13 protein-coding genes are annotated in these 13888 nt (G+C 33.7%); 2 read left to right on the forward strand and 11 right to left on the reverse strand.

What is annotated here, in order from left to right:
- Nucleotides 1-210: 210 nt before the first annotated feature.
- The 11 genes from rhaD to AC4CVH_RS09810 all read right to left on the reverse strand — a co-directional run bounded on the left by rhaD (nucleotide 211) and on the right by AC4CVH_RS09810 (nucleotide 12350).
- A complete protein-coding gene (rhaD, locus tag AC4CVH_RS09760) occupies nucleotides 211-1032 on the reverse strand; it encodes a rhamnulose-1-phosphate aldolase (RefSeq protein WP_490787574.1) in 822 nt (273 codons plus the stop codon).
- A gap of 20 nt (nucleotides 1033-1052) precedes the next feature.
- Nucleotides 1053-2120, reverse strand: coding sequence for a 2-hydroxyacid dehydrogenase (locus AC4CVH_RS09765; RefSeq protein ID WP_490787575.1), 1068 nt, complete (start codon nucleotides 2118-2120; stop codon nucleotides 1053-1055).
- A gap of 27 nt (nucleotides 2121-2147) precedes the next feature.
- Nucleotides 2148-2957, reverse strand: coding sequence for an HAD-IIA family hydrolase (locus tag AC4CVH_RS09770; RefSeq protein ID WP_490787576.1), 810 nt, complete (start codon nucleotides 2955-2957; stop codon nucleotides 2148-2150).
- Between the two features lie 16 nt (nucleotides 2958-2973).
- Nucleotides 2974-4332, reverse strand: coding sequence for a sn-glycerol-1-phosphate dehydrogenase (locus AC4CVH_RS09775; protein WP_490787577.1), 1359 nt, complete (start codon nucleotides 4330-4332; stop codon nucleotides 2974-2976).
- A gap of 13 nt (nucleotides 4333-4345) precedes the next feature.
- Complete coding sequence (locus tag AC4CVH_RS09780) at nucleotides 4346-5044, reverse strand: L-ribulose-5-phosphate 4-epimerase (RefSeq protein ID WP_490787578.1); 699 nt, start codon at nucleotides 5042-5044, stop codon at nucleotides 4346-4348.
- Between the two features lie 3 nt (nucleotides 5045-5047).
- On the reverse strand, nucleotides 5048-6463 hold the full coding sequence (locus tag AC4CVH_RS09785) for a PTS galactitol transporter subunit IIC (RefSeq protein ID WP_490787579.1): 1416 nt from the start codon (nucleotides 6461-6463) through the stop codon (nucleotides 5048-5050).
- 27 nt (nucleotides 6464-6490) lie between these two features.
- Nucleotides 6491-6799, reverse strand: a complete 309-nt coding sequence (locus AC4CVH_RS09790; RefSeq protein WP_490787580.1) for a PTS sugar transporter subunit IIB — start codon at nucleotides 6797-6799, stop codon at nucleotides 6491-6493.
- Between the two features lie 58 nt (nucleotides 6800-6857).
- Nucleotides 6858-7307, reverse strand: a complete 450-nt coding sequence (locus tag AC4CVH_RS09795; protein ID WP_490787581.1) for a PTS sugar transporter subunit IIA — start codon at nucleotides 7305-7307, stop codon at nucleotides 6858-6860.
- Between the two features lie 36 nt (nucleotides 7308-7343).
- Nucleotides 7344-10226: a sigma 54-interacting transcriptional regulator gene (locus AC4CVH_RS09800; protein WP_490787582.1), complete on the reverse strand. Its 2883-nt coding sequence runs from the start codon at nucleotides 10224-10226 to the stop codon at nucleotides 7344-7346.
- A gap of 240 nt (nucleotides 10227-10466) precedes the next feature.
- Nucleotides 10467-11669: a sensor histidine kinase gene (locus tag AC4CVH_RS09805; protein WP_490787583.1), complete on the reverse strand. Its 1203-nt coding sequence runs from the start codon at nucleotides 11667-11669 to the stop codon at nucleotides 10467-10469.
- 3 nt (nucleotides 11670-11672) lie between these two features.
- Nucleotides 11673-12350 carry a response regulator transcription factor gene (locus AC4CVH_RS09810; protein WP_490787584.1) on the reverse strand — a complete coding sequence of 226 codons (678 nt, stop codon included), beginning with the start codon at nucleotides 12348-12350 and terminating at the stop codon, nucleotides 11673-11675.
- A gap of 166 nt (nucleotides 12351-12516) precedes the next feature.
- Between AC4CVH_RS09810 and AC4CVH_RS09815 the strand changes: the two genes are divergently transcribed.
- Both AC4CVH_RS09815 and AC4CVH_RS09820 read left to right on the forward strand, forming a co-directional pair.
- Entirely contained in the window at nucleotides 12517-13485 is a 969-nt protein-coding gene (locus tag AC4CVH_RS09815; protein ID WP_490787585.1) for a glycosyltransferase family 2 protein, read from the forward strand.
- Nucleotides 13469-13888: a GtrA family protein gene (locus AC4CVH_RS09820; RefSeq protein WP_490787586.1), complete on the forward strand. Its 420-nt coding sequence runs from the start codon at nucleotides 13469-13471 to the stop codon at nucleotides 13886-13888. Before AC4CVH_RS09815 ends, AC4CVH_RS09820 begins: the two co-directional genes overlap by 17 nt.

Here is a 13888-nt window from a genome sequence, read left to right on the forward strand (position 1 = left end):
GGTACACAAAATAAGCACCCCCAAGTTTATTACTGCAATATTCGTTCCAAATGCCGGCAGAATTTGTGAAACATTAATATTATATTTTATTTATAAATAATTTTGTGTATATTTGTAGAAATTTATAAAAAAATACTCTCTTCCAGTTAAATAAGTTTCATTATTTAACTGGAAGAGAGCCTATCGTTTTTTTAGTTCAACAGTTGCTTTTTAATCGTAAAGATATTTTTCAGGTATATTAATATTATATTCTCCTGCAAGACTTTTAAAATCATCTACAGTTATAGTTTGTTTTTTTCCTCCCATTGACAATACCTTTACAAGAATTTCGGCTGATTTTTCTACTGTATCCATAAGCCCAAAGGCAAGATCAAGCGTTTCTCCAGACACAAATGTTCCATGATGTGCCCATATTACTATATTAAATTCCTTCATTAGCTTGCTGGTTTCTTTCGCAATAGCTGCGCCTCCCGGCACCATCCAAGGTAAAATTCCAACACCCTCGGGAAATATTATGGGACATTCCGTTGCCATTTCCCAAAGCTGTCTTGTAAACACATTGGCATCAATTGGCAATACATAAGTAAGAGCCATTATATTGGGAGTGTGCGCATGATATATAACTCTATTTTTTCCTTTAGTAGCAACTTGTTTTACTGCATGATTCATAAGATGTGATGGAAGCTCGCTTGTAGGTGCTGCTCCATTTAAAAGTCCCCAGACTATCTCATAATTCTCGCCTTTTTCATCTATTCTTATTATACCTGCATTGCCTTCAAGATTAACACTCATATTTCTCATGTATTTTCCCGTTCCCGTTACCATAAAATATTGATTTGCAAGACTTGGAACAGATATGCCTATAGGCTCAATCCTTGAATTTTTATTAAATTGATCTTTTATATTATTTATCTCGTCAACTTTGATTCTAATGCTTAAATTTCCACCATTCCTCTCATGCCATCCCTTAAGCCAGGCATCATAGCAGATTTTCATAAAGTTTTTCGCAAATTTCGTGTCTTCAATTCCCATATTATAAACCTCCCATAAATTCATATACTGAATTTTTCAATTGTCTCTTTATTCACTACCATATCGTCAACGCCCTTATCCAGAAACTCATTTATCTTTTCTACAATAAGTTTTGGTGACTTGCGTATAGCATCTACAGTATCTCCTGCTATATGGGATGTCATAGTTATATTATCAAGCTTTAATATAGGATCATCTGAATTAATAGGTTCATTCCAGAATACATCCATTGCGGCTCCAGCTATTTTATTTTCTTTAAGAACCTCGACTATCGCATCATGATCAAGTACTCCTGCTCTTGCAGTATTAATCAAATATGCACTTGGTTTCATTTTGGTTAACAACTTTTTACTGACAAAATTTCTTGTCTCTTCAGTCAGCCTTAGATGTATGGAAACTATATCAGACTGGCTGAACAATTCGTCCAGTGATGTCATCTTTACTCTAATTCCCTTGGAATCCAGTGCATCTTGAGATATATAGAAATCATACGCAATTACTTCCACTCCCATGGCTGCAAGCTTGCCAGCAACTAATTTTCCTATATTGCCCAATCCAAGAATCCCAACTTTCTTATCCTTAAGGCATGATGTATGCTGACTATTCATAAAAGTTTTTCTCCATCTTCCATTTTTTATTTCCAAATGGCTTCTAGCTATATTTCTTGACTCAGCAATCATAAGCCCTATAGTAAATTCTGCCACAGGCTCGGCATTTCTAATTGCGTGTATCACAGGAATATTCAAATCCGTTGCAGCATTTACATCTATATGTTCAACTCCTCCTCTGCAGGTTCCTATCAATTTTAAATTTTTACACCTGCCAATAAGCTCGGCAGAAAGAGGACAAAAATGGCCTATAAATATATCAGCATCTTCAATAATAGAATTTTCAATATACTCCGGAACTTTTTCAGATGATGGTCCATTCTTCTCTATATTCAACATTACAGTCTGAAAGTTTTCCTTGGAAGTAACCTTCCAATCATATTTTATAATTTCTTTTTTTATGGAAGGTAAAATGAGTTCTGCCTGTCTCGCCATATAGTCCGAGTCTACAAGAGTATCCCCCACTACTACAATTTTCATAATAAATTTATCTCCCCTCTTTTACAATCAATTATAAATTTGATCCAATGTATTTTTTAAATCCCCAAGTGACTCAAAAACCAACGTCGGCTGTATATTTGACTTATTTAAATCTTCAATTTTTGCTTCTCCCGATAAAACAAGCGCAGTTACAGAATCATTTCCCTGTCCGATAGCTATATCAGTATAAATTCTGTCTCCTACAAATGCAATTTCATCTTGGTTAAAGCCTGTATTGTATAAAATATACTCAAACGCATACTGTGATGGTTTCCCTAAAAATTTTGGTTTTACACCTGTTGAAGCTGTTATCATCCGGCATATTGACCCGCAATCCGGGATAAACCCATTTTCAACCGGACAATTAATGTCAGGATTAACCCCTAAAAATTCGGCGCCATTTCGTATAAAATCACAAGCTTTACACAATTCTGCATATTCAAGTGAAGTATCAAAACCAACGACAACAACATCTGCATTGTAGTTGTGAAGACTAATTCCCGATTTTCGAAAATCGCTTTTTAAATAATCGTTTCCTAGGACAAATATTTTTCTGTCCATCATATTCTTTTTTATATAATTTATAGCAACCTGATTAGAAGTCAACATAATATCCTCTGTTATTGACAAACCCATCTTGCAGATTTTATCAACATAAAATGCTGAATTTTTTGATGAATTATTGGTAAAAAATTTAAATTGAATTTTATTTTTTCTCAAACATTCTATAAATTTCAAAGATCCGTCTAATATTTTATTTCCAATATAAAATGTACCATCAAGATCAAGTATAAAACATTTTACATTCTCCAAAATTTCTTTTACATTTTCTTTCATGATTTAAACCTTTCATTTAATTGTAATAAATTTCTGCCGCATATTCCGCTGCGTTTTTTAATTCTCCAATATCTTCAAGCAATTGAAATATTCCATATCTTTTTCTCATGTCTTTTGCAGCAATAACACTTTTTATAAAAAGCTCCTTATCTATTCCTATATCCCTTGGATTCCAAACACAACCTGAACTTTTTAAAATATTTATTATTTTGTCCGGATCAGGAACGTGATGAGTACATATTTCTTTTATGTCATTCCACTTTGATTTTATCTTATCCATCTGCAACTTTCTTTTTTCCTTATCAAAATTAATACTATCCTGTTTAAATTCAATAATATTCTTTGCATTATTCATATACACGTCTGTTATATTTTTTACCCATATATCCCTGTCAAAATTAATATAATCCTGTTTCTCAATTATCTTGTCGATATCTAATTTTCCTGCATATTTATACGCATAAGCTGCAATTCCAACTCCTATACCTACAGTATTTCCATGCAGCCATTTTTCTTCTAGGCCTCTGCTCATAAAAATCATTTCGTAGCAATGTGATATTTGATGTTCAGATCCGGATGCAGGCCTTGAAGCTCCAACCATTCCAATTGCAATTCCAGACAAGACAAGCGCTTCTGTCATATTCTCTATAACCTCTGCTTTTCTATTTCCAAGATTTACCGAAGCTTCTTCACACTTTTTAACAGATTTCATAACCAACCCTTTGACTTCGTCACAAATATATTCACAATTAATAAGATTTGCCATATCCCAGTCAGCAAGTGCAGTATATTTTCCAATTACATCGCCAAGTCCCGCCTGAAGCATTTGCATCGGTGCATTCTTCATAATATCCAAATCTGCTATGATGGCCCTTGGATAAATTGCGTCATACGTAACCTTGACCCCATTTAATACAAGCGGTGAAACCACGGAGGCATAACCATCCATTGAAGGGGCAGTACCGACAATAACGTACGGCACTCCAACTTTGTAACTTAAAAATCTCGACAGATCATTTATTGTACCTGATCCAACCGCCACTACAAGATCTGTATCTTTTGGTATTTCAACAATAAGCCTGCCAAGTGAAAGTTCATTTGGTAAAAGATGTTCCTCTTGAAATATATACCTTTTTACTTTAAATTTATCTTGCAGCAAATATTCAACTTTTTTTCCCGCAACCTCAAACGTATGAACATCCTCTACAATAAATATATTTTTTCCTTCATAATTTTTTATTATATCTGGAATTTTATTTACAACACCACTTCCAATTTCTATATTGTCTATCTCCACTGTATGGGTTTTTCCACATGAGCATTCATACACAAGTCCTGGAACTTGCCCAATATTCAACTCCGATAAATTTTTCATATATATTTCTCCTTCAAATCTTATTTTTTTGTCCATAATAGGCATTTTTACCATGCTTCCTAAAATAATGTTTGTCCAGTATATATCTATCTAAATCCTCAAGCTTGCTGTTTATATTTAAATCGCAGTATGCCATTTTACTCACTTCCTCCAAAACAACAGAATTGTTTACAGCATCAAGTGCATTCTCTCCCCACGTAAAAGGCCCATGTCCCCTTACTAAAACAGCTTGAACTTCATTTTCACTTCTTCCCTTAAAAGTCTCAACTATGACATTCCCAGTTTCCTTTTCATAATCTCCATTTACTTCACCCTCATCCAACTTTCTAGTGCATGGAACATCTCCATGAAAAAAATCAGCATGTGTAGTCCCGAAGGCTGGTATTCCGAGGCCCAACTGGGACATTACAGTGGCCCAAGTTGAATGCGTATGCACTATTCCGCCTATATTTGGGAATTTATTGTACAAAACTAAATGGGTAGGTGTATCTGATGATGGTCTCATACTGCCTTCCACTATATTCCCGTCTAAGTCTACAACTACCATGTCATCCCGCTTCATTTTGCCATAATCCACTCCACTTGGTTTTATTACAAATAATCCTGATTCCCTGTCTATTCCACTGACATTGCCCCATGTAAACTTTACAAGTTTATATCGAAACAACTCCAAATTTGCATGTAATACTTCATCCTTCAGTTTTTCTAACATTCTTTAAGATTCTCCTCCTTCTATCCCCTCATTTTTAGCTGCATTTCTCTCCAAATAATCATAAACAGCATCTTTATTCTTTTTGAACAGGAAGTAAATTACAAGATATACAATAACGCAAATACTTATAAATACCGGAGACTGTGTCAAAAATGCCATGAATATAAGTCCTATAAGCGGTTTGCCAAGTATATTGAAACTTGTTATTAAAAGCGCTCCAACCGGAAGTTTTACACCTACAGATGCAGCTATTTGAGTAAAGAGTGCTGCAGTATGTGTACACATAAGCAACCCTATTGAAAACCATATAACTCCTGAAATCAATACTTTCAGTATATTTCCATTTACAAGACATACCATACCTTCCACCATAAATGGTATAGCTACCAGATCCACAACCGGCAAAGTTTTATTTCCAGGCAGAATCATTGCTATAACCACCATTATCGGTATTAAAATAATACCCGATATTAATGTTGCAGGTTCACCGTATCCTGCTGCATCATTTACTCCAAGAAACCATTTTCTTTTACTTTCAGACTTTCCCTTTACACTCTTGCTTGCAGCTTCAGATATAGGTAAAAAAGCTTGTGCAAATATTCCTGCAACTTTAGGAAATATCGCCATTATTGAAGCAGTAGCAACACCTGTTATTGCAATTTGCCCCCATCCGGCAATAGTGTTTATACGAGATACATTTCCAAGTATCCCTATTAATAAACCAAGCATTAAGCCCAGTGAAACCGGCTCTCCCAAAAATCCAAGCTTTTTCTGGAGCTCGTCGGGATTCAATTTTACTTTATTCAATCCCAATTTATTAAAAAACGGATCCAGAATCAATGCAAAAATTGCCGGCTCTATATTGTGCATGGCTATTATGGTGCAATTCGGATAATGATAATAATTAGACCATCTATTTGCCATAATCTCTGCTACAAGCAAACTCACCAAATTCAAAAATATCATTAAACCGACAGATAAAATCATGTTCTTTGTAACGGCATAAGTCATTGATCCCCAAACCATATACGAATAATTATTCCATAAATCAGACGGCTGAAATACATCCGTCCATTTCACAAGAAACAATACAATCTGCAAAACTAGACCTATGCATAAAAATATCATCCCTGCATTGGTGGAATATGCAACCAGTGCTGTGGCCTGCCATCCAACATCAAATACCGGCAAATCAATTCCTGTTCCCTTTACCATCTGTCTTACAACGGGAGTAATAATTGGAGTAAATGAATTTATCAAAAGATTAAATCCTTCAAGTCCCACTCCAACATACAATGCTGAAAAAAATGACTTCTTCATACTGACTCTTAGTACTTTGCATATTATAAATACAATTATTGGAACAAACACTGGAGCACCAAATGTATCAAACACATATTTCATTCCCTGTAAAAACATAATGATTCCCCCCTGAACATATAATTTTTAATTATTTCTTATTTGATTTATAACCTTCATAACCTCTTCCAAAAACTCTTCTTCCCCAAATCCAGTAAGAAAACCCACTGCATTTATAGTAGGTATCCCATAATCCGCCTTTGGAAGAGGACTTGTATGTGTAATAAAATCAAACTGTCCTCCCTGCGCCAAATTAAGCGCTTCTGTTGGCTTAGCCTCTGTTGCAGTAATTCTAATTCCATTTTTCTCCATTGCATCTTTTAACTTCTGTGCAATCATAGACGACGTTACAGTACCTGAACCACATACAGACAATACATTAAAACTTTTTTTCATAAATCACAGCCCCTTTTCATAATAAATAATTTATATATTGTAACTGTATAAATCTGCTTTACACAGTTATAAAACTTAATAATTTTAAAACCTCATCTTTGCTTTCAGCCTCTTTTAAACTTTTAAGGAGTTCTTGGTTTTGAAAAACTGACATTAAATCCTTCAAAAGCTCTACTTGAGAATTTGGATCTTTAACTGCAAGTAAAAATACTATATCTACCCTCAACTTCTTTTCAGGATTTACCATCATGTTAAATTCAACCGGATTTTTGAGTGTTGCTACACCAAGACTTGACTTATTTACATGCTGTGAATCAGTATGTGGAATGGCAACACATACACTTCCAGTATCAAGTCCAGTAGGCAAGTTCCTCTCCCTCTCTAAAACTGAATCTACATAATCCTCTTTAACATATGTCTTTGACAACATAATTTTTCCCAACGTATTTATTACATCCTCTGGTCTTTCCGCCTTTGTATTTAATAAAATCAAATTTGAATCAAGCATCTTAAGATCACTTCCTTTTGTCAATATTTTAGATTTTTATTTTTGTGACTTCTCTATTTCATTCAACACTATATTTTTAAATTCAAAAGCCCCACGAGACTTTTTCAATTTATCCATGAAATCCATATTTAAAAACGGTTTCAAAAGCTTCATCACAATCTTTTTATCATTTATCCTCAATGCTGGAAGGCAAACTATTGAAGCCTTTCCCCCGTCCCATTCGATAGGTGACTTGAGTTTTGCAAAAACAATTGCTGATTTCATAACTTCTGAAAAATCTCCATGTGGAAGTGCCAATCCCCCTTTGCAAAACGTGGATGATATATTTTCCCTTTTCAAAACAGAATCGATAAACTTTTTATTAACATATCCGTTATTGATTAAAAAGGAACACATAACATCAACTAATTTGTCCTTGTCAGAAATATTAGGTTCAAACAAAATTAAATCTTCATTTATTACAGCATTCAAGTCGTTTTTATTGCTGGAGTATAAAAAGAAATCCAGCTTTCTTATTCTATGATTAAACGAATCAGGTTCATACGGTATAAAATTTATGCCTTCAATTTCCGGATTTATAGTGCCTATAGCTGCAACTATCCTATATTCCTGCTTTATTTGCTCTAATTTTGTTGAGAATGAGTTGTCCATAATTCCAATTTCAAAAATCCTTATATTTTTATACCTGCTGTAAATTTGTTCACGTATACGTCTAGCGGTTCCCCTGCCCGTCAAACACAGCGTCAATATTGCAGGTTGTTTGCTGCAGTTGTTTACATTTATATGTAAAGGTGAATATCCATATCTTGATTGAATTAAATTAAAATATATACTGTCCAGGTCATTTTCTGAGGTGGATGCTTTTCTCACTGCTTCAATAACTGTAAGCAAATCAATTTTATCAATTGTCCTGGTCTTTATATTCAATTTTTCAGAAACTATATCGCCTGCATTTACGAGTGATCCCATATCAACAAGAAACAATATTCCACGTCCATTGTCCACTTTTCTAGAAACATCTATAATTCTTTCATAGGTCACTGATGGATTTTCAGTTAAAGGCATATCAATTGCCACCGGAAAATCTGTATTGAGAAGAGTATTTACTACATTTATAATTTCGCTGGCTATCCTGCCATGGGATATAATTATAACTCCAACATGATTTTCTATAAATTTATCCTGGACTGCCGATTTTATATACATTGCTATGAATCCTACTTCATCTTTCGGTACAGTAACCTTTTTTATTTTTCCAAAATACAAACCAAACCTCTCAGCCAGCTCATATTCAACATGTATTTCTTTTTTTATTTTGGACAAATTCATGTTTATTATTGGTCTGTTCAATCTTAATCTAGTCATTGTTTCCTGAAGATGAATTGCAAGGCAGGTAAATATTCTTTCATTAAATTTACAATTGGAATATTCCTCCTCCATAATACTTCTAAGTTTATCTACAGCTTTTAATATTCCTATATCCACCAAACTAACAAGTTCGCTTAAAGAAAATATATTGTTTTTATTGTCTGTAAACTCAAGTTTTTTGAATTGCTTGTTCACAAATTTCCACAATACTCTTTCTATATCTTCAGAACCCATATTGTCATTTTTGAGTTCGTAATATTTTTGTTCTATCTTCTTATAAAAATCCTTTGGAAGTGAATACTCGTCATTTTCCATATGCTTTGAAATACTAATCTCATTATCTAAAAACGGAACAAATATCATATCTTTTGCATAACTTCTGGCCTGAATCATATCCGAGCCTTCCAAATTTAAATTTTTATATTCTACAAACTGATTGAAAATTTCACTTGTATTTATTAATATTGTTTCTTGAACTTCATTGATATATTTCATAAATGCCCTTGCACATGTAACCTGTATTTTACTTTTCAATTCTCCAATATTTCCATTGAATTTTGATACAGCAAATATTTCAATAACTTTTGCCTCTACGAAAATTTTTATATTTATTCTATTACATTCCTGCTGAAAAAAATATTGTATAAGCTGAATCCTTTCCACAACAGATCTTTGCTGCAGTGTTGGTATGGTTATTATCATCGGTATGCGCCTTCTGAAGGTTACCAATAAGCTCGATTGAATATCCTCGGTAGTAGCACCTATAAGCATCATATTTACTTTTCTTTCAACATTGGTTTCCCCGAGTCTTCTAAAAACACCCCTGTCCAATATCGAGAACAACATTTCCTGCCCCTTGGGTGGAAGCCTGTGAATTTCATCCAAAAATAAAATACCATTGTTTGCGGTCTCTACAATTCCTTCCTTGTCCTCATTAGCTCCTGTAAATGTACCCTTTTTATAACCATACAATACAGAAAGAAGAAGTTGGGGATTATCTCCATAATCCGCACAGTTAAAAACTACAAATGGCAATTTACCTGGCAAAGACCATTTGGAAGAAGCAAATTTATACATTATTTCTGCAAACTGAGTTTTACCAACTCCACTTTCGCCTATAATTAATGTAGGCAATCCCAAAGGCGGATATAATACTGCAGCTTTAGCCTGGGTTATACATGTTTTCAAACTTTTTGCCCCGCCAATCAAACTTTGAAATGGGTCTGTATCAAAACAAGCAGTTTTCTGACCAGTCTTTCTTCCTTTTAATATTTCCTCCACTACATGCCTCGAGACATTGAATCCATAATTAACAAGCTGCTTTGTAGCGTCAGAAATAGATATGCTTTCATTTCCTTCCAATATAGTTTCAACGGCATTTTCTAAATAAGGTCTCCTCCTTTCCCTAGAGTTTGGTATATTCAACTCCTTTCTCATTGCAGTAACATTTTCACGTGCAGTAGACAGCATCTTTGCAAGTTTGGTATCTACATATGGATTCTTCTTGTTTTCTGTATTTATCAAACATAAAAGCCTATCTGACAATCCCATAAATTACACCCCTGTTCATTATTTTTAAATAGCAAATCTCATTCCATACAAAAATTAAAATAAAGACCCGCCTTGAGACATAGATATTTCTAGATTCTTTATCATATCCATACTTTATTTCAAATATCACTACAATTTAAAATAAAGTATGGATATTTTGTATATAAAGCAATATAAAAACAGCGCATCCATACAAATCTAATTATATGAATCCGCCATTAATGATAAACTATTTATATTTCAAAATACAATCTTAAATGTAGTACCTTTTCCAACAACGCTTGAAACATCTATATTTCCATTATGCTCTTGAACAATGCTCTTTGCAATTGAAAGTCCAAGCCCAAAATTACCGCCTCTTTTTGATCTTGATTTATCTATTTTGTAAAATCTGTCGAAAATCTTGTCTATATATTCTTCTGATATTCCTTCTCCCGTATCGGATACAGTTATTTCCGTCCTGTTTTTATCCCTGTGTACCTTTAACTGGATACATCCACCTTCCTTGGTATGCTTCACTGCATTATCAAAGAGTATTACTATAAGCTGTTTTATGCGTCCTTCATTTCCCCGAAAAATCACTTCAGGTTCTATATCCTTTTTTAAAATTATACCGTGTTTTATAGCTACAGCTTCAAAAGAAGCAATAGATTTTTCAGCAGTTCTGCTCAAATTAAATTCGGCAAACTTCAATAATTTTTTAGAGTCAGACCGTGCAAGGAAAAGCAAATCTTCTATAAGCTTCGTCATTCTTTTTGTTTCAAGGCTTATATTTTCAAGCCACTTTCTCTGATTTCCAACACTCTCATTATTATCTTCCATAACTATTTCAAGATTCGTACTTATGACAGCCAAGGGTGTCCTCAGCTCATGGGATGCATCTGCAACAAAAGCCTGCTGTTTTTTCCAGGCGTCTATTATAGGTTTAAGTGATGTATTTGCCAGAAAAAGACTAATTACAAATACAAGCACAAGGCTTATGGTACATACTATTATGGATATGATAATCAAGCGCTTCATTACCTGATTATCGAAGAACTTATCCGAAAATACCATAATAAAACCATAACTTTTGGGAACCTTTATATACCTCAAAGAAAAACCATTGTAATCTATAGAACCTTTTTCACTTTTTATGTAAAATACCTTTTTTGATATCTCCCTTGCCTCATCAACGGATAAATTTGAGTTCAAATGCATCTCTCCAGCATTTCCAAGTTTATCTGTTTTCACAACTATGTCCCTAAGTGAGTCAAACCTGTCTTCACGCGGACCTGGAGGCGGCACATTCCCATTTTCCGCTATTTTCTCCATTCTCATGTAAGCGGAATTATCCGAGCTTTTTTTCATCATCACATATATGCCTGAAAATATCGTAACAAGCACCAAACCTGTAAGTATTAAATTTATCAATATAAGTTCTATTTTCAGCTTACGAAACATAATTTAATCCTCTCTCAAACAATACCCTATTCCTCTAACTGTTTCTATAACTACACTGCTGTTTATCGACCTTAGTTTTTTTCTTAAATGTGAGAAATACACTTCTATATTGTTGTTCATTTCTATATCGGAATCAATACCCCATACTCTGTCTAAAATCTGATCCTTGGTTATAACCTGATTTTTATTTCTCACAAGCAGTTCAAACAGATGTGATTCTTTTGATGTAAGCTTTATCTTCTTTCCATGACATTCTATCTCACCTCTCAAAGGATCAAAGCACATGGAAGAAAGTTCAATACTATTATCCTGAATAAAATTTATATGCCGCCTTCCAAGTGCCCTTATCCTTGCTAAAAGCTCATCTGTAGAAAATGGTTTTACAAGATAATCATCAGCTCCGCTGTCAAGCCCCTCGACTCTGCTGCCAACTGAATCCATGGCGGTGAGTATTATAACCGGCACCCCAATTTCCTTCTTTCTAAGTTCCTTTAATACATCTATTCCATCTTTCCCAGGAAGCATTCTGTCAAGTATTATCAAATCATATATCTGTGTTTCCGCCATCTCCTCGGCTTCAATTCCATCGTAGGCTGTATCTACATTATAATTGTTCTTTTTTAAAATATAAACAAGTGCATCAGAAAGCATAACTTCATCTTCAACTAAAAGTAATCTCATAAACGCTACCTCCTGTTTTATTATATATTATAACTTGAACTTATGAAGTATCATATACAATATTCAAATTTAATTTACATTTATTTCTGGTCATTTTAAGGCTTTTTTAAGGTTAAATATACAAAATGATAAGTATAATTATTAAAGTTGAATTGAGGTGAAAGAAATGGCTACAAACATAATTTATTCTATTGTAGTTCCCCTGTACAATGAAGAACTCGTAATTAATGAAACTTATTCGAGATTAAAAACCATAATGGACTCTACTAATGAAAATTATGAAATCATATTTATAAATGACGGAAGTCATGACAATACAATTGAACTTACTCAAAAAATCTGTGAAAGGGATAAAAATATAAAGCTTATTAATTTCTCAAGAAATTTCGGTCATCAGTGTGCAATAACGGCAGGTATGGAAAATTCTTGTGGAAAGGCAGTTATTGTAATAGACGCCGACCTTCAAGATCCTCCCGAGGTCATTTTAGAGATGATTCAAAAATGGAAAGAAGGATACGACGTAGTTTACGGCCAAAGGGAAAAACGCCAGGGTGAAAGCTTTTTTAAAAAATTTACTGCAAAAACTTTCTACAGAATTTTAGACAGCATGACAAGCATAAGTATCCCTGTAGACACTGGTGATTTCAGACTCATAGACAGAAAAGTATGCAATGTGCTTAATTCACTTCCTGAAAGGAACAGATACGTACGCGGTCTTGTAAGCTGGATTGGCTTTAATCAAACTTCGGTAAAATTTACAAGACATGAACGATTCGCAGGCGACAGCAAATATCCCCTAAAAAAAATGCTCAAACTTGCACTTGACGGAATAACTTCTTTTTCATATAAACCACTTATTTTATCTTTGTATATTGGAGCAGCCTCTTTATTTTTAGGAGCTGTATGTATAATCGCACTTTTAATAAGATATATAATCTCAGGGACTTCCATAGTCAACTTTGGCTTAATAATAGGCATAAACTTTTTAATGTTTGGTATAGTGCTTTCATGTATTGGAGTGATGGGACAATATCTCGGAAGAATATTTGACGAAAGTAAAAACAGACCCAACTATATAATCAAAAATATAATAAATAAAAACAAGGCATGTGATAATCATGAATCAAATAGTTAAAACAGTGGATTCCATATTCAATGGAAAATTAAAACTTTTTAGTAGATTTTCTGCAACAGGAGTGATAAATACTCTGGTGGATTTTATTGTATTTACAATATGCAGCAGTATATTCGGAGTATATTACACTATAAGTCAGATAATCGGATACAGCTTTGGCGTGGCAAACAGCTTTATATTCAACAAAAAATGGACATTTGAGTCAAATGGTGATAACAAGAAAGTCTCACATGAACTTTTACAATTTATAGTTGTAAACATATTGTCCCTATTAATCACAGTAATATTTATGAAATTCCTCATAAATAATTTCGGATTTAACTTGTACATTGCCAAAATAATAGTAACACTGGCAGCTCAGATTGTTAACTTCATACTATATAAAATCTGGGTTTTTAACTAA

The sequence above is a fragment of the Clostridium pabulibutyricum genome (assembly GCF_058242705.1).